The organism is Piscicoccus intestinalis NBRC 104926, from assembly GCF_001515525.1.
Taxonomy (GTDB): domain Bacteria; phylum Actinomycetota; class Actinomycetes; order Actinomycetales; family Dermatophilaceae; genus Kineosphaera; species Kineosphaera intestinalis.
The window spans coordinates 15980-31912 of record NZ_BCNQ01000053.1; the positions used below are offsets into that span (position 1 = coordinate 15980).

The following is a 15933-nucleotide window of genomic DNA, read 5'->3' on the forward strand; positions in this document are numbered from 1 at the left end:
CGGGCCTGCGGCGTCGGGTGCCTATGCTGGGGGCCGTCCCGATTTCCGCGTGCCGCGTCACGCCGCATCGTCGCGTCGAAGGAGACCGCCATGAACGCCCCGATCGTCAACCTCGACCTGTCCGGCAAGAAGGCGGTGGTGACCGGGGCCGTCAGCGGCATCGGCCTGGCGTGCGCGCAGCGGCTCGCGGGGGCGGGTGCGGCGGTGACGGTGGTCGACCTCGACGCCGACGCCGCCCGCGCGGCCGCCGGCTCCCTGCCGGGCTCGGGTCACGAGGGAGTCGGTGTCGACCTGTCGTCGCCGGCCGGCCTCGACAGCCTCGCCGACGAGCGCTTCGCCGCCGACGTCCTCGTCAACAACGCCGGGTTCCAACGGGTGGCGCCGATCGAGGAGTACCCGACGGAGGTCTTCACCGCGATCCACAACGTGCTGCTGCACGCGCCGTTCCGGCTCATCCGCACGAGCCTGCCGCGCATGTACGCGGCCGGCTGGGGACGCATCGTCAACATCAGCTCGGCGCACGGCCTGGTGGCCTCGCCGTACAAGTCGGGGTACGTGTCGGCCAAGCACGGGCTCGAGGGCCTGAGCAAGGTCACCGCGATGGAGGGCGGCGCCAAGGGCGTGACGAGCAACTGCATCAACCCCGGCTACGTGCGAACCCCGCTGGTGGAGAAGCAGATCGCCGACCAGGCGAAGACCCACGGCATCGGCGAGGACGAGGTCGTCGAAAAGATCATGCTGCTGCGCCCGGCGATCAAGCGCCTCGTGGAGCCTGACGAGGTCGCCGAGATCGCCGCGTTCCTGTGCTCCGACGCCGCCGCCAGCATCACCGGCTCCGCCTACCGCATCGACGGCGGCTGGACCTCGAACTGACTCCCCTGAATCAACGTCGGTCAACTCGATCAGGGCGGGTGAGGGCCCGAGCACCCGGCGAGAGCAGCCATCGCGGACGGTGACGGTGGGTCGTTGGCGGTCGTCGAGGTGTCAGGCAGAGATGCGGGCGATCCAGGCGATGAACTCGGCGGGGTCGTCGTTGGCCCCGTGGCCGCGGTCCCAGTACATCTTCGCGTCGACGTCGGCGCCGAGGGCGCGCAGCTGCAGGGCGAGGTTGGCCACGACGGTCAGCGAGGTGTCGGAGTCGGCGGTGCCCACCCGGATCCACCAGTGCTGGGCGCGCGTGGCGGTGTTCTCGCGCAGATGAGTCATCGGGTTCATCAGCGAGAGCGTGCCGGGGATGTCGTCGCCGAGCGCCGTCAGGGAGCCGGCGGTGCTGCGGTCCTGGGAGAACTGCGTGAAGTGCCGCGATTGCGTGGTGCCGAGCCCGAAGAGGTTGTTCTCACCGGCGGACAGGTCGAAGGCGTCGAACGCCGGCAGCGTCTTCTTGCGGGTGCCGACGTGCGTGAGAAAGTCCTTCCACGCGAACGTGGCCTGGTTGTTCGACCACGTGATCCAGGTGTTGGACTGCAGGTATGCGGTGCGGTCGGCCTCCGACAGGGCGGCCAGCGCGCTCGTCGCGGCAGGCTGTAGGTAGGTGGCCACGAGATAGGCGCCGTAGGTGTCGGCGGTGACGGCGCCGAAACCGTCCGCGCTCAGCCCGAGCCCTTGTTGGTAGGTGCCGAACTGCCCGGCGAGCGCGGCCGACAGGCTCTGGTCGACCTGCCCGGAGGCGGTCGGGTTGGCGCCCCAGCACCACTCGTAGGCACCGTCGGCGTGCTCCAGGTCGGTGATCGGGCACCAGTCGCCGCTGGCGAAGATCGCGTCGCTGGCGTCGGCCGCGCCGAGTTCGCTGAGGTAGGCGTCGTACCGCGGGGAGTCGCCCGAAGCCCCCTGCAGGGCGGAGAGGGCACCGCCGGCGCTGACGCCGGAGGTGATGATGCGCTCGGGATTTCCGGGCAGGCGTCCGGAATTGGCGCGCACGTAGCGCACCGCCGCCTTGAGGTCGACGATGGCAGCCGGCGCGACGCCGTAGTACTCCCCCGCGGAGTTCGTCAGCGTGCGGCCGCGGGCCCCCGGCTCGACGACGACGTACCCGGCGGCCAGGGCCAGCTTGGCGAGGCTGACCTGCTCGCCGCTCGCCGACAGCATCTCGTTGGACCCGCTGGTCGCCTCGGCGCTCGATCCGCTGGTCGCCGACCCGGAGCCGGTCGCGGAGCCCGTCGCGCCGCCGGGCGCCCCGCCCGGCATGCCGCCCCCGCCCATCCCGGCCCCGCCGACCTCGGTCGCGTCCGCGACCGAGGAGGGCAGATAGCCCCCGACGGAGTTGGCCAGCAGGATCGGGACCCTCGTGGCGTCGACGGCGGTGCCGTCGATGGTGACCGGCACGCTGACGTTGAGCGACTGGTAGGTGACGTCGACGGGGTTGGCGACGTACGGGATCGCCCGCCAGAACCGGTAGGTGACCTGTTTGTCGCCGGCGCCGGTGGAGATCGTCGTCGTCAGCTCCTGATAGGCCGAGGGGTCGAAGGTCAGCGAGTACGGGCCGCCGGCGCCGCTCGCCGTCCCGCCTGTGCCGGCGGTCGTGGCTGCGGCCCCGCCCGCGCCGTCCGATCCGCCGGTGGAGCAGGCCGCGAGCCCGAGGCTCACCGCCCCTGCCCCGATGCCCTTGAGTACCGCCCTTCGTCGCACCACCATCTCGTCACCCTCTCCCGCTGAGACCGTCTGGGTGGCAGGCCGGTTCGCTTCCACCGCACACAGACCAGGCTCGCCGAGCGGTCCACGATGTCGAGTCGAACGACGTTATGAATCAGCTGTGATTCGAACGCCGCGAACGGCGATACCGACCCCGCGCGTCAGGCTCGCGTGAGCTGGCTGACGCGCTGCGGCGAGACGTCCATGAGCGTGCCGATGTCACGCACGGTGTAGCCCCGGTCGCTGAGGATTCGCACGGCCTCGCGGTGGGCGGCGGCGGCCTCGTCGCGCAGCCGATCGGCCTCCTGGCGTCGGGCCCGGGCGAGGTCGCGGGCCGCCACGAAATCCGCGGGCAGGACCGGCTCGACCTCCAGTTCCACCTCGCTCTCGGCCAGGCCCGCGAGGTGCGCGACGGCCTCGCGCATCTCGTCCGCGACCTGGTCGAGCCGCCGCACCTGACTGACGGCCCCCACCTCGGGCGCCTCCAGCACCCACCACCCGCGCGGGGTGCGTTCCGCCGTGACGGTGAACGTGTTCATCTCCACCACCCCTTTCCACCGAGCTCGTCGGCGAACTGATCGAAGAACCTCGCCGCGGTCACCTCGTCGATCTCGCGGTGACGACCGAGCGTCCTCGACGTGGCTCCGACGCGGACCTCGGTGTGTCTGCGCAGCTCACGAGTGCGGAAGTCCAACCCGCGAGCGCGCGCCGCGCGGGCGAGCCGTGCCAATACTGCCGTGCGCTTCATGCAGTCTCTTCTAGAGGGACTAGACAGTCAAGTCAATCCCCTCTAGATAGAGCTGTGGATAGCGACGTACTCAGCAGCACCCCTGTGGACGCCGCCGGCCTCTGCGCTCAGCTCGTCGCGGCGTCGACGGCCTTCCAGTCGAGGCCGTCGGGGGCGAGTGCGAGCACGGCGGCGAGCAGGCCGAGGCGGGCGGCGCGCAGGCCCTCGTCGTCGGCCATGACGAGGATGTCGTCGAAGAACCGGGTGATCGGCTCGACGAGGAAGCGCGCGTCCGTGGCGAACGACGGCAGGTCGCTCAGCGGGCGCAGGCCCGTCACCGCCTCGTGCAGCGCGATCTCCGCCGGCTCGGTGAGCACCCTCGGGTCGTAGTCGGAGCCGGTGCCCGCCGGCACGATCCGCGCGATCCGCACGAACGCCTCGACGAGCCGCCGGAAGCCCTCGTCGACGGCCAGCTCGGCGAGCGCCGCGGCGTGGGCGTCGGCCACCGCCGGGCGGTCCGCGGCCGGCAGCACCGCCGCAACCACGTCCGCCGAGCGCCCCTCGTCGCGCAGCAGCTGCGCGAACCGGGCGACGACGAACTCGGCCGCCGCCTGGGTCGAGACCTCGCTGACGTCGATCCCCTGCTCCCGGAGCCGGGCCGCGGCCGCGTCCAACGCCTCCGTCACCGTGAGCCCCGCCAGCGGCCCGTCCGCGTGCGCGCGCAGGATCCGCGCCAGCCCCAGCGCCGCGCGCCGCAGCCCGTACGGGTCCGAGGAGCCGGTCGGCTTGGCCCCGAGCGCGAACATCGCCGCGAGCAGGTCGGCCCGGTCGGCCACCGCGAGCAGCGCGCCGGGCACCCCGGACGGCAGCTCACCCGAGGCCGTCTGCGGCATCTCCATCTGCGCCAGCGCGTCGGCCACTGCCTGCGGCTCGCCCTTGCGGGCCGCGTACTCGCGGGCGACGAACCCTGCGAGAGAAGACATCTCGACGACCATCTGGGTCGACAGGTCGAACTTCGCCAGCCGTCCGGCGCGGTGCAGGGTCGCGCGGTCGGCCTCCGACAGCCCGATCGACCCGGCGAGCGCCGCCGCGACGTCGGCGATCCGGCGCGCCCGCTGCCCCACCGACCCGAGCCGGTGCTCGAACGTCAGCGCCTCCAGGCCCGGCACGAACGACTCGACCGACTCCGCCTTCAGGTCGGCGTTCCAGAAGAACAGCGCGTCCTCGTACCGCGCGCGCAGCACCGACTCGTTGCCGGCGCGCACCGCGTCGTCGTCGCACAGCCCGTTGGCCATCGTCACGAAGTGCGGCATGAGCACCCCGTCGGCGTCGCGCACCGGCAGGTAGCGCTGGTGCTTGCGCATGACGGTGACGAGCACCCGGTCGGGCAACTCCAGGTAGCGCTCGTCGAAGGAGCCGAGCACCCCGTGCGGGTCTTCGACGAGGTTGGTGATCTCTTCGACGAGGTCGGCCTCCCCCTCGACGTCGACGAACCCGCCGACACCGGAGGCCAGCGCGACCGCCTGCTCGACGACCGCCTCCCGCCGCGAGGCCGTGGACAGGTCGATCGAGCCGCCGCTCACGGTCGGCGCCAGGTCGTCGGCGGTCGCCACGTCGACCCACCCCAGCGGCACTCCGTCGGAGCGGGTCGCCGAACGGGCTCCACCGGTCGTGCGCTGCAGGTACGTCGCGCGCCCCGCGACCAGCCGCGACACCGCGACCGGCACGACCACCGGCCCCCACAGCGCCACGAGCCAGCGGATCGCCCGGCTGAACGAGAGTTCCGGGTCGGACCAGCGCATGTTCTTCTCGGCCCGCAGCCCGGAGACGGTCTGCCCGACGATCTCGCCGAGCACCTCCAGCGCCCCGCGCCCCTGCCGCGTGAACGCCACGGCCGCGTGCTCGTTGCCGCCGATCTCGACCTTCTCGATCTGGTCGAGCTCGGCCTTCTGGCCGCGCATGAACCCGGCGAGCGCCTTGCTCGGGTTGCCGTCGGCGTCGAACGCCACCGCCCACTTGGGCCCCTTGCGGTGCTCCACGGAGTCGGGCTCGCGCGCCGCCACGCCCTGCACCGTCAGCACGATGCGCCGCGGCGTGCCGTCGACCTCGATCGCGCCGTGCTTCAGCCGGGAGGCGGCGAGCAGGGTCGTCACCGACTCCCGCACCTGCTCGATCGTCGCGGGCAGCACGTGCGGCGGCAGCTCCTCGACACCGATCTCGAGCGCGAACGTCTGCGGTTCCTCCGGCAATTCGGCCGGGGGCGAGGCGAGTTCGACGGGCTCGGTGACCGTCTCCTTGAGCAGCGGCAGCCCGAGCTCGGTGCGCCGCTCGACCCACAGCACGGCGGTATCGCGCATGAGCCGGCGCATCGTGCCGAACGCCTGCGCCCGCTCGGTCGTGCTGATCGCGCCGCGGGCGTCCATGACGTTGAACGCGTGGCTCGACTTGAGGATGAAGTAGTGCGCCGGCACCGGCAGCCGCGCCTCGACCATGCGCGTGGCCTCGGAGACGTACGACTCGTACAGCGAGCGGTTGGTCTCGACGTCGGCGTCGTCGAGGTAGTACCGGCTCATCTCGTATTCCTGCTGGCCCAGGGCCTCGCCGTAGGTGACGACCGTGCCGTCGGCCTTCGTGGCGTAGACGATGTCCTTGAAGTGCGTGACGCCCTGAACGGCCATGAGGATGCGTTCCATGCCGTACGTCAACTCGACGGGCACCGGGTCCAGATCCTGGCCGCCGACCTGCTGGAAGTACGTGAACTGGGTGATCTCCATGCCGTCGAGCCAGACCTCCCAGCCCAGGCCCCACGCGCCGATCGCCGGCTGCTGCCAGTTGTCCTCGACGAACCGCACGTCGTGCGCGGCCAGGTCGATACCGAGCGCCTCGAGGCTGCCGAGGTAGAGCTCCTGCGGGTCACCCCGCTCGGGCTTGAGGATCACCTGGAACTGCGTGTGCGTCTGGAGCCGGTTCGGGTTCTCCCCGTAGCGGGAGTCGTCGGGGCGCACGCTCGGCTCGACATACGCGACGTCCCACGGCTCGGGCCCGAGCACGCGCAGCACCGTGGCGAGGTTCATCGTTCCGGCGCCGACCTCGGTGTTGAACGGCTGCCAGGTCAGGCAGCCGCGCTCGGTCCAGTAGTCGGAGAGGCGGCGCAGGGCGTCTTGCATGGTGAGCACCCCAGCAGGCTACCCAAGCGACCACGACGCCCCGAGCCGCGCCCGGGTCGCGGGCACCCGCCCCCGCGCGGCACCGTCCCGGGAGCCCGAGCGCGCCCCGGCTGTCCCGTTTGTCCGATGGGAACGCGACGATGTCGACAAGGTGACGCAGTCGGGTGACCCTGGTCCCGATTCGGCGCCGAGACCGGGTGATAGACCGAGCGCCATGACGGAGTACACCGACCAGATCACCATCGCCATGGAGCCTCGGCTGCTCTTCGAGTACCTCTCGGACGTGGAGAACGTGAGTCGGTACATGCCGCGCGTCACGGCGGCGCACGCGATCGGCGATCAGGCCGTGGAGGTGCACGCGCGGCCGCGCCTGGCCGACGGCACCGAGGTCGACGTCACCGGCACCGCCTGGGTGCGCACCAACGACCCCGGCCGCACCCTGTCGTGGGGCTCGGTCGGCGGCCGCCACAACTACCGCGGCACCTTCGACGTCGACCCCCACGAGGACGGCGGCTCGCGCCTCTACGTGCGCATCAACAGCGAACGCGCCGACGGCGACGCCGTGCGCGCCGGGCTCCGCGAGGCCCTGGTGAAGATCAAGGAGCTCGCCGAGCGAGGCTGAGCCGGGGCCGCCCGTGTCGGGCGGCCCGCGTCGTTTGTCCGGTCAGTTCTCCAGGCCGCGGATGAAGTCGTCGATGCGCTTGACGACGGCTTCGTGCGCCTTGAGGGTCTCGCGCACGGAGTCGGGGATCTCCAGCCAGTGGTCGCCGCCGCCGACCTCGTGCATCTGAACGCGGGTCTCGCTGACCACCCGGCGGTTCCAGGTCTCGTCGCGCTCGCCGCCGATGACGAGCGTGGGCTCGAGGGTCTGGTCGAGAGCGGCGCGCACCACGGCCTCCTTCAGCGGCGGCGTGATCCAGATCGCCGGCAGCCCACGCTCGACCGCCGTCTGCGCGGCCAGGCAGCCCAGCGACTTGCCGACGATGAGGTGCAGCAGCGGCTCGCCGGCCCCGGCGACGAACTCCTGCGCCTCGAGGAAGGCGGGCTCGGTCTCCATGGCCTGCCCCCGCGACCACCAGTGCTCCCGCACCGTCCAGCCGTCGTCGCGCAGCGCCTTGCGCGTGTAATGCAGCAGGGGTGAGTTGGGCGTGTACTCGCGCCCGGGAAGGAGCGAGGCCACGCGCTGTGGATCGCCCTCGTAGACCACCATGAGCCCACCTTAGGGCGCCCGCCCGACCCGCTCCCGGAGACCGTCGGGCGAACTCACGACACCCCCGGCGCGCGCTCGCCGCCGTGCGCACCGAGAAGACGCCGAGCAGGCGTCGACGTGGCCCCGACGAGCCCCGACGTGGTCCGGACGCCGCCGGCAGCACCGCCTCGACGCGCGCCGATTGTTGTATCCCATTGCCACATTGCGGGGGGCGCGCAAGAATCGAAGCCCCGGCCCGGTCGCGACAACGGAGGTCCCATGGTCGGCCGTCTCATGCAATGGCTGCGCGGACGCGCCGCGCCCACCCGCGGAGCCGATCCCGACGCGCCCGATCGTGCGCCCGGTTCTCCCGGCACAGCCCGCACCCGAAAGTGGCAGTCCCCCGCCGGCGCCGCCGGCGACGAGGTCGCGCGCCGGCTGCGGTCGCGGCGCCGCCGCTGACCCCTGAGTTTCAGTCCCCGCGCAGCCTCACCGCGCCGTTCGTCCGGCGTCCGAAGGAGTCACGTGAACACGTCCGTCCGCATCGACCCGGCCGACCCCACCCCGCCGTACGAGCAGCTGCGCCGCCAGCTCTCGACGCTCATCGTGGCGGGGGCGCTGGCCGAGGGCATCCGTCTCGCGCCGGTGCGCAGCCTCGCCGCCGATCTCGCGCTCGCGACCGGCACCGTGGCGCGGGCCTACCGGGAGCTGGAGTCCGAGGGACTGGTGACGACGGCGCGCGGCGCCGGCACCCGGGTGGCGGCCCCCAAGAAATCCCTGACCGCCGCCCAGCGGCGTTCCCGCAGTAAGGAACTCGCGCGTCAGTACGTGGAGTCGGCGCGGCTGCTCGGCGCCGACGACGACCTCCTGCGATCGGCTCTCGACGACGTTCTCTCAGCCTGAGCCGGCCCGCCGCAGCCGCTCGCCCAGCTGCGTGACCGCCTCCTGCAGTTCCGGCGGGTCGAGCACGCGCACCTCCCACGGCAGGAACGCGAGGAAGCCGGCGAGCACCTCCACGCTCTGACCGCCCGTGCGCATCACGCAGCACCCCGGCTCCTCCGGCTCGACCTGCGCGTTCATCGGCCCCACCCGGTCGAGCACGTCTTGTGCCTGCGCGTGCACGCGGATCGTCGCCTGCACCGGGTACGCCAGCAGGCTCGTGCCCGCCCGCACCCGCTCCGCCGCGTCCGGCGCCTCCCGCGGCGAGAACCGCCATGTTGTGGCATGCACCTGACTCATTCGGTCGAGCCGGAACACCCGCCAGTCGTCCCGGTCCAGGTCGAACGCCAGCAGGTACCAGCGGCGCCCGGTCGCGACGAGACGGTAGGGCTCGACCCGACGCGGCGGTTGCTCGACCGAGGTCGGTTCGGCCTCGCGCTCTTGGGAGGCCCTGCGGTAGCCGAACCGGGCCTGCACGTGATCCCGGCACGCCCTCGCCAAGGCCGTCAGGGCCGCCGCGTCGACCGGCGTACTGCCGGCCGAGATGCGCACGGTCGCGGCGCGGAACGCGTCGATGCGCTCCCGGAGCCGGGCCGGCACCACCTGGTCGAGCTTGGCCAGCGCGCGGGTCGCGTCCTCCTCCACTCCGCTGACCGTGCCGCCCGCGGCCAGGCTCAGGCTCACGGCGACCGCCACCGCCTCCCCGTCGTCGAGCACGAGCGGCGGCATCGCCTTACCCGCCGCCAACCGGTAGCCGCCCCCGAGGCCGCGTTCGGAGTTCACCGGGTAACCGAGTTCGCGCAACCGCGTGATGTCGCGCCGCACGCCGCGCACGCTGACCCCGAGCCTCTCCGAGAGCTCCGGACCGGTCCACACCGCGTGCTCCTGCAGCAGGGTCAGCAGCCGCAGCAGCCGCACGGTGGAGTCGGTCGTGTCGCTCATGCGCCTAGCCTGACACCGACAGCGGTCAGGATGTGTCCGCTGTCGCCGTCACGGTGGGCCCACGACCACCGACGCGAAAGGACGAGCCGATGACCTTCGACCTCACCACCGAACTCCTCGATCAGCTCGAGTGGCACTGGACCAGCCAGCTGCGGCCGCGGCTCGACGGCCTCACCGACGCCGAATACCTCTGGGAGCCGGTGCCCGACTGCTGGAGCGTGCGCCCGCGCGGCGCCAGCTCGGCCCCGATCCAGGGCGGCAGCGGCGAGACCGTCATCGAATTCGCCTTCCCGGAGCCGGTGCCCGCCCCGGTCACGACGATCGCCTGGCGGCTGGGGCACGTCATCGTCGGCGTGCTCGGCGCCCGCGTGCACGGCCACTTCGGCGGACCGGCCTACGACTACATGTCGTTCGACTACTCCCCCACCGCCGCCGGCGCGCTCGCCCAGCTCGACGAGGCGTACGAGGCGTGGACCGCCGGGGTGCGCGGCCTCGACGCGGACGCTCTCGCGCAGCCGTGCGGCCCCGCCGAGGGGCCGTGGCACGAGAAGCCGATGATCACCCTCGTACTGCACATCCACCGCGAGGTCATCCACCACGGCGCCGAGATCGCGCTGCTGCGTGACCTGTACGCGCACCGGTCCTGAGCTCGCTCGCCGCAGGGGTCCGCACGCCGGGTCGCCGACCAGACCACCGTCCGTGCCGCGGGCCGGGATCGGCGATGATGGGCAGATGTCCTCGATCTTCGGCTCGTTCGGTCGCCGCGCCGCCGACGAGGCCCCTGCGCCATCCGCCTCCACGCCCGACCGTCGCCCGCGCCTGCTCGGCAAGCCGGTGCCGCGCATCCCCGAGCGGCTGCCCGAGGCGCGCCGCGGGCACCGCCGCCGCATCACGGTCGTCGGCGAGGACGTGCTCGCCACCCCGTGCCGCGAGGTGACCGAGCTGGGCACTCCCGAGCTCAAGGCGCTCATCGACGACATGCACGCCACCACCGAGGTCGCCAACGGAGTCGGGTTGGCCGCCAACCAGATCGGCGTCGGTCTGCGGATCTTCGTGTACGACTGCCCGGACGCGTTCGGCATCCGCAACGTCGGGCACATCATCAACCCGCGGGTCGTGGAGACCTCCGGGGAGGACGAGGTGGAGGACCACGAGGGCTGCCTCTCGGTGCCCGGTGCCTCCGCGCCGGTCACCCGCGCGCGCCGCGCGGTCGTCGAGGGCGTCGACCAGCGCGGCAACCCGCTGCGCCTCGAGGGCGTCGGCCTGTTCGCGCGCTGCCTCCTGCACGAGACCGACCACCTCGACGGCCACCTCTACCTCGACCACCTCTCGACCAAGGAGCGTCGCCGCGCGATGCGCGAGATGGAGGCGACCCGCGACGAGACCTGGGCCGAGTGGGACGAACACGCCAAGCAACTCGGGAAGTAGCCCACGACCCTGCGGGGGGGCACAGCAGGGAGAGCTGCTCCGCAACCGATCACTCGCCTTCGGTCAGACCTCGCCGGCGAACACCCCGATGATCGGGTTCCACTCGGTGATCGTGGCCTTCTCGATGAGCCCGGCCTCGTGGAAGGGATCCTGGTCGAGCAGCGCGCGCACCTCCTGTTCGCCCTCGGCGACGAAGATGAGCAGGGCCGACGGCTCGGTGCCGACGTACGGCCCCGAGGCCCGCACCGTGCCCGCGTCGGCCAGGCCGGACAGGAACCGGCGGTGCTGCGGACGCGCCTCGTCGAGCGCGGCCGAGTCGGAGGAATAGCTGTAATGAACGGCGTAGAACGGCATGCGCTCACCCTAGGACCAGGCACCGACAAGCACGGGCGGTCCGCGCGCTGACAGGGCGCTGACAGACTCGGCGGCTAGCGTGCGGGCCGTGGACTGGCCGACCGAGATCGCGCACCGGATGCGCCCCGACACGCTGCTCGAGCTGCCCGCCTCCTGGGTGCTGCTCGCGATCGCCGCCGCCCTCGTCGCGGCCCTGTGGCCGCAGGCCTGGTACCGCCTCCGGGTCGGCATCACGCTCGTACACGAACTGGGGCACGCCGCCGTCGGTGTCGCGGTCGGGCGCCGGTTCACGGGGTTCGTGCTGCGCGGCGACATGTCCGGGCACGCGGTGACCTGGGGCGCCCCGACCGGCGCGGGCCGGGTCGTCTCCACGTGGGCGGGCTATCCGGCTCCGGCGCTGCTCGGCGCCCTCGTGTCGTGGCTGGCCGTCGCCGGCTGGGCGGCGCCGACGCTCACCGCGCTCGGCCTCGGGCTGTTGCTCGCGTTGTTCTTCGCCCGGTCCGTGCGCACGATCGCGGTCACCCTCACGGCGCTGGCCGCCACGGGCTGGCTGTGGTGGGCGGCCAACCCGGTCGTGCAGGCCTGCGCGCTGCTCGGGCTCGGCGTCGTGCTCGTCATCGGGGCCTGGCGGCACCTGGCCACGATGCGCCACGGCATCCGCCCGCAGTCCGACCCGGGGGTGCTCGCCCAGCTCACGGGGGTGCCGGCGGTGTTGTGGCTGCTGAGTTTCGCGCTGGTGTGCCTCGGGGCGACGTGGGTCGTCGCCACCGAGGTGTACGGTCTCGTGCGCCTCGGCTGAGCGCTACGAGCGGCTCGGTGCGTCGCGCGCGAACGCGTCGAGCTTGGCGACGACCTCGGGGCCCGTCCACGTGGAGACCGCGAGGATCCGACGCAGCGACAGCTCGGGGCGCTTGACGTCGAGCGGCTTGTCCATGAGCTGGTAGGCGGTGCGGTAACCGGCCGCGGTCAGGTGCGGCAGGATCGCGGTGTTCCACGCGCCGTACGGATAGGCGAAGTCGACGACGTCCTGCCCGGAGAGCCCGCTGAGCAGTTCGCGGGAGGCGACGAGCTGAGTTGTGTAGTCGGTGCCCGAGTACTTCGTCACCATGTGGTGGTCCCAGGTGTGCGATCCCACGCTCATGCCCGCGTCGACGAGCTTCTTCACGTCGTCCTTGGTCATCCAGCCGCGTTGCCCCAGAACGACGGTCATGATGAAGAACACCCCGGTCATCCCGTGCTTGCGCAGCGCCGGCATCGCCTGCTGGAACTGGTTGTCCTTGCCGTCGTCAAAGCTGAGCACGACGGGCTTGGCCGGCAGCGCCGCCCCGGCGAACAGGTGGTCGCGGTACTGCTGCGGCGAGATCGCCGTGTAACCCGCGGCCTTGATGCCGGCGAGTTGCGCCGCGAACTTCTCCGGCGGGATGACCAGCATCGAGCGCACGTACGCGGTGTCGTCGCCGGCGTACGGCCGCACCTGGTGGTAACACAGCACCGGCACGCTCGCGCGGCCGTGCATGACGACCGCCGAGGGTCGCGCCGCCGCCTGGCCCCCCGCCGTCGGCGTGCCGCCCCTCGTCGGGGAGCCGGTGCCCGGGGTCGTCGTCGCACCGACGCCGCCCGTCGAACTCGGGTTGCTTTGTGCGGAGCCGGTGTTGCCGTTGGCCGTGCACCCTGCCAGCGCGAGCCCGCCCAGCCCGGCGACTCCGGCGAGGAGCAGTTGCCGCCGGCCGGGCCGGACATCGGGTCGGTCGGCGTTCCGGTCGGCGGGTCGGTCGGCTTGTCGACTGGCGAGCCGGTCGTCGGGGCGGTCGGCATCGACTGGATCGATGGCGCGACGGGCAGCAGACATGAGGAGTCCCCTTGCTCGAACGAATTGTCGTATCCCCCAAGAGGCCTGCTTCCCCAAGCAGCGATTTCAGAGTAGCCCCGGTTCAACTCACCAACCCTGCCGTTGTCGACAACGGGCCCGGGAGGGTGTGGGGCGTTGTCGACAACGGGTGCAGGGGGGCTCGCAGCCCTTAGGTTGCCTCATTCTTGTTCGCCCTGCGAGAAATTTCTTCTCGTGCCCTGAAGGCTGGCTCATCTGGCATTCCCACACGGTCCTGAATTATCCCTTTTCCTGCCCGCTGTGCTGCGAGTCACCATCGCTTTTGCGCCATGCCTCTCGGTATTCGAGACATGCCGCCTTTAGCGCATGAGGAGCCCAGGCTGCCTGGTCAGCCGCGGTTTCGCCGCGAGCGTAATTGCGCGAACCTCTATCCCTGAAATGGCTATCGAGATAGACAGGAGGTCGATTCATTCCCCCACATCAAGCGTCGAGAGGAGGTGTCTCACGTGAGCGACACAATCGATCCGTCGAGCGAGCACCGAGTCAACGGAGAATCGGGCGAGACGCTCGTGGAGCGAGTGATGAATTCGCTGACTTCTCCCGTCTCCGGAGGCGACGGCGCGAGCCTTCTCGAGAGCGCACGGCTGTCGATGGTCGGGCTCGAACCCGGCCCCGCGGGGCTGACATGGATACGGCTCCGCAGGATTCCCGAGGCGAACGGCTGGGAGCAGTTGCGGGAGATTTCCGAGGCGTACCGGGCGCTGGATGCGTTGGCCTCGGAGATCTCCGGTGAACTGGCGCGGGCCCGGGCGGCGCATGACGCGGCGGTGCAGAACGAGCTGATCGAGCAGGATCGATTGGCGCCGCGGTATCGCAAGTCGCAGGCGCAGTTGTTGGACGAGGCCCAAGCCAGTGTGGTGGACACCGCGGTCGCCACCCTCGGCGGACCGGCCGGACTGTGGCGCGGACGCGTGGCACTCGGGGTGGCGCCGGAGTCGGTCGCCGCACCGGTCCGGGCGGCGATGGCGGCGGGGGCGATCACCTTCACCCAAGGGTGCGCGCTGGTGCAGGAACCCGACGCGCCCGAGGTCACGCCGGAGGCGGGCCAGAAGGTGTGTGACGCGGTGCTGGCGTATGCGACCGAGAAGGCCGCGGCGACTGGGGCTCCGTTGGGGCAGGGGCCGTTCTGTCGCAAGAAGCGCCGGGAGATGCTCAAGCACGTCAACACCCGCGCCCGGCGGGCCCGTGCCGACCGTCAGCGGGACGCCTGGGTCGCGATCGGTGACGACGGCGCCGGCAGCTTCGGGGTCAGCGGCGCTGACGCCCGCTGCCTGGGGGTGTTCCGGAGGGTCGACGCGATCGCGCGGGCGGCCCGCGCTGGCGGTGACCCGCGCACCCTGGCGCAGCTGCGCTCCGACGTCGCCCTCGACCTGCTGCTGTTCGGCCAGCCACACGCCGACGCCCCCACGGCCGTGGACCACCCCGGCGACGGCGGGTGGCCGGCCGCCAAGGTGTCGGTTGTCGTGTCCCTAGCTTCCCTGGCGGGGCTCAACGAGGAACCCGGGACGGTCGAGGGCGTCGCTGTCGACGCCGACACCGTTCGCGAGGTGGCGCTCGCGGCCGGGTCGACGTGGCAGCGGCTGGTCGCCGACCCGATGACCGGGTACGCGATGGCCCAGGTCTCCAAGTCGTATGCGCCGCCGCCGCGGATGGCCCGCGCCGTCCGCGACCGAGACGGGACGTGCCGGGCGCCCGGATGCGCCATACCGGCCGCGCGCTGCCAAATCGACCACGTCATCGAAGTGCGTGACGGCGGCACCACCCGCGGGGACACCCTCGCCGACGAATGCGAAGGCCATCACGCCAAGAAGACCCGCCGACACTGGGCCGCCCGGATCACCCCGGACGGTGTCGTGGAGTGGCGGCTACCCGACGGCCGGGTCTACCCGACGTTCCCGATGGACTACCGCGAATTCGGGCTCCACGTGGACGACCACGGCGACGAATCGGCCCCGGCTGAGGCCGAACTCGGCGACGAGGCGGCTGAGCGCTCCGGCGGTCCTTGCGCCCAAGGCTCCGGCGATGACCCGGCCGAATGCCCCAGGGAGCACCCTGGCGACAGGCCACCGCGGCGGGTGCTCATCGACGCCGAAGACCTCCAAGCCATCGACTACGACTCCATCAACCACCCCCGCGAACTCAACCGCCTCCACGACGAAATCACGCGCCTGCGTGATGAACTCACCGCCGAGCGAGCAGCCCACGCGGCGACCCGCGACGCCGCCGCACCCCCTCCGGCCCAGTGGGCCGATGAGCCACCGTTCTGACCGACGCGCCGACTCAAACCGCTCCACCCACGCGCCGCCTCAGCCGCGGGCCAGGGCGAACGTCTCCAGCACCTCGTACCGCGGCGTGCGCCGCGGGCCCTGGCCCAGGTGCGACGCGATGAGCGCGACCTCGTCGGGTTGCCATTGCGGACCGCGGTACGTCCGCAGCACCCGCAGCCAGCGCGTCGCCTCCTGTGCTCGGCCCATCCGCGCGACGGTGACGTGCGGGCGGAACGGGCCGCCCTCGACGACCACACCTGCGCGGCCCGCAGCCGACCGCACACCGCCGGCCAGCCGCGCCAACCCCTCCGCAGCGTCCGGGCCTGCCGCGCCGTTCGGGACCGGCGCTGTCTGCGGGCCCGCCGCGCCGCCTGCCGGCTCGACGCCGACCCACACGCACCCGC

The 15933-nt window shown here is 72.1% G+C and carries 16 protein-coding genes; 8 read left to right on the forward strand and 8 right to left on the reverse strand.

Going from position 1 to position 15933, the window contains the following annotated elements; all coding sequences use genetic code 11:
* Window positions 1-90: 90 nt before the first annotated feature.
* A complete protein-coding gene (locus tag PINTE_RS10100) occupies window positions 91-873 on the forward strand; it encodes a 3-hydroxybutyrate dehydrogenase (RefSeq protein WP_068429593.1) in 783 nt (260 codons plus the stop codon).
* A 111-nt stretch (window positions 874-984) separates the two neighbouring features.
* On the opposite strand, the gene PINTE_RS10105 is transcribed toward PINTE_RS10100, so the two are convergent.
* The 3 genes from PINTE_RS10105 to PINTE_RS10120 form a co-directional block, all read right to left on the reverse strand.
* The gene (locus PINTE_RS10105; protein WP_068429602.1) at window positions 985-2631 is read right to left on the reverse strand and encodes a subtype B tannase; all 1647 of its coding nucleotides are present in this window, start codon (window positions 2629-2631) and stop codon (window positions 985-987) included.
* A 158-nt stretch (window positions 2632-2789) separates the two neighbouring features.
* Entirely contained in the window at window positions 2790-3167 is a 378-nt protein-coding gene (locus PINTE_RS10110) for a hypothetical protein (protein WP_068429606.1), read from the reverse strand.
* Window positions 3168-3483: 316 nt separating this feature from the next.
* On the reverse strand, window positions 3484-6522 hold the full coding sequence (locus tag PINTE_RS10120; RefSeq protein ID WP_245642893.1) for a glycine--tRNA ligase: 3039 nt from the start codon (window positions 6520-6522) through the stop codon (window positions 3484-3486).
* 214 nt (window positions 6523-6736) lie between these two features.
* On the opposite strand from PINTE_RS10120, the gene PINTE_RS10125 reads away from it, so the two are divergent.
* A complete protein-coding gene (locus PINTE_RS10125; protein WP_068429618.1) occupies window positions 6737-7144 on the forward strand; it encodes an SRPBCC family protein in 408 nt (135 codons plus the stop codon).
* A gap of 42 nt (window positions 7145-7186) precedes the next feature.
* Here the strand turns inward: PINTE_RS10125 and PINTE_RS10130 are convergent, their stop codons facing one another.
* Window positions 7187-7732: an alpha/beta hydrolase gene (locus PINTE_RS10130; protein WP_068429621.1), complete on the reverse strand. Its 546-nt coding sequence runs from the start codon at window positions 7730-7732 to the stop codon at window positions 7187-7189.
* Between the two features lie 258 nt (window positions 7733-7990).
* Here PINTE_RS10130 and PINTE_RS10135 point away from each other — a divergent pair, with 258 nt between their 5' ends.
* The gene (locus tag PINTE_RS10135) at window positions 7991-8173 is read left to right on the forward strand and encodes a hypothetical protein (RefSeq protein WP_068429624.1); all 183 of its coding nucleotides are present in this window, start codon (window positions 7991-7993) and stop codon (window positions 8171-8173) included.
* A 63-nt stretch (window positions 8174-8236) separates the two neighbouring features.
* A complete protein-coding gene (locus PINTE_RS10140; RefSeq protein ID WP_068429627.1) occupies window positions 8237-8614 on the forward strand; it encodes a GntR family transcriptional regulator in 378 nt (125 codons plus the stop codon).
* Here the strand turns inward: PINTE_RS10140 and PINTE_RS10145 are convergent.
* Complete coding sequence (locus tag PINTE_RS10145) at window positions 8606-9592, reverse strand: helix-turn-helix transcriptional regulator (protein ID WP_068429631.1); 987 nt, start codon at window positions 9590-9592, stop codon at window positions 8606-8608. The genes PINTE_RS10140 and PINTE_RS10145 overlap by 9 nt on opposite strands.
* Window positions 9593-9681: 89 nt before the next feature.
* On the opposite strand from PINTE_RS10145, the gene PINTE_RS10150 reads away from it, so the two are divergent.
* Both PINTE_RS10150 and def read left to right on the forward strand, forming a co-directional pair.
* On the forward strand, window positions 9682-10239 hold the full coding sequence (locus tag PINTE_RS10150) for a DinB family protein (RefSeq protein ID WP_068429634.1): 558 nt from the start codon (window positions 9682-9684) through the stop codon (window positions 10237-10239).
* A gap of 85 nt (window positions 10240-10324) precedes the next feature.
* Window positions 10325-11020, forward strand: a complete 696-nt coding sequence (gene def / locus PINTE_RS10155) for a peptide deformylase (protein ID WP_068429637.1) — start codon at window positions 10325-10327, stop codon at window positions 11018-11020.
* Between the two features lie 63 nt (window positions 11021-11083).
* On the opposite strand, the gene PINTE_RS10160 is transcribed toward def, so the two are convergent.
* Window positions 11084-11374, reverse strand: a complete 291-nt coding sequence (locus PINTE_RS10160; RefSeq protein WP_068429641.1) for a YciI family protein — start codon at window positions 11372-11374, stop codon at window positions 11084-11086.
* A gap of 88 nt (window positions 11375-11462) precedes the next feature.
* Between PINTE_RS10160 and PINTE_RS10165 the strand changes: the two genes are divergently transcribed.
* On the forward strand, window positions 11463-12173 hold the full coding sequence (locus PINTE_RS10165) for a M50 family metallopeptidase (RefSeq protein ID WP_068429644.1): 711 nt from the start codon (window positions 11463-11465) through the stop codon (window positions 12171-12173).
* A 3-nt stretch (window positions 12174-12176) separates the two neighbouring features.
* Here PINTE_RS10165 and PINTE_RS10170 read toward each other — a convergent pair whose 3' ends face one another.
* On the reverse strand, window positions 12177-13223 hold the full coding sequence (locus PINTE_RS10170) for a polysaccharide deacetylase family protein (RefSeq protein WP_068429648.1): 1047 nt from the start codon (window positions 13221-13223) through the stop codon (window positions 12177-12179).
* Between the two features lie 485 nt (window positions 13224-13708).
* On the opposite strand from PINTE_RS10170, the gene PINTE_RS10175 reads away from it, so the two are divergent.
* Window positions 13709-15529 carry an HNH endonuclease signature motif containing protein gene (locus PINTE_RS10175; protein ID WP_068429651.1) on the forward strand — a complete coding sequence of 607 codons (1821 nt, stop codon included), beginning with the start codon at window positions 13709-13711 and terminating at the stop codon, window positions 15527-15529.
* A gap of 39 nt (window positions 15530-15568) precedes the next feature.
* Here the strand turns inward: PINTE_RS10175 and PINTE_RS10180 are convergent.
* The coding region (locus PINTE_RS10180; protein ID WP_281178865.1) for a 2'-5' RNA ligase family protein at window positions 15569-15933 on the reverse strand (365 nt) is incomplete at its 5' end.

Coding starts and splice junctions, on each gene's coding strand:
- def (WP_068429637.1), top strand. CDS start 10,325: ATGTCCTCGATCTTCGGCTCGTTCGGTCGCCGCGCCGCCGACGAGGCC.
- PINTE_RS10110 (WP_068429606.1), bottom strand. CDS start 3,167: ATGAACACGTTCACCGTCACGGCGGAACGCACCCCGCGCGGGTGGTGG.
- PINTE_RS10170 (WP_068429648.1), bottom strand. CDS start 13,223: ATGTCTGCTGCCCGTCGCGCCATCGATCCAGTCGATGCCGACCGCCCC.
- PINTE_RS10125 (WP_068429618.1), top strand. CDS start 6,737: ATGACGGAGTACACCGACCAGATCACCATCGCCATGGAGCCTCGGCTG.
- PINTE_RS10145 (WP_068429631.1), bottom strand. CDS start 9,592: ATGAGCGACACGACCGACTCCACCGTGCGGCTGCTGCGGCTGCTGACC.
- PINTE_RS10120 (WP_245642893.1), bottom strand. CDS start 6,522: ATGCAAGACGCCCTGCGCCGCCTCTCCGACTACTGGACCGAGCGCGGC.
- PINTE_RS10130 (WP_068429621.1), bottom strand. CDS start 7,732: ATGGTGGTCTACGAGGGCGATCCACAGCGCGTGGCCTCGCTCCTTCCC.
- PINTE_RS10150 (WP_068429634.1), top strand. CDS start 9,682: ATGACCTTCGACCTCACCACCGAACTCCTCGATCAGCTCGAGTGGCAC.
- PINTE_RS10105 (WP_068429602.1), bottom strand. CDS start 2,631: ATGGTGGTGCGACGAAGGGCGGTACTCAAGGGCATCGGGGCAGGGGCG.
- PINTE_RS10100 (WP_068429593.1), top strand. CDS start 91: ATGAACGCCCCGATCGTCAACCTCGACCTGTCCGGCAAGAAGGCGGTG.
- PINTE_RS10135 (WP_068429624.1), top strand. CDS start 7,991: ATGGTCGGCCGTCTCATGCAATGGCTGCGCGGACGCGCCGCGCCCACC.
- PINTE_RS10160 (WP_068429641.1), bottom strand. CDS start 11,374: ATGCCGTTCTACGCCGTTCATTACAGCTATTCCTCCGACTCGGCCGCG.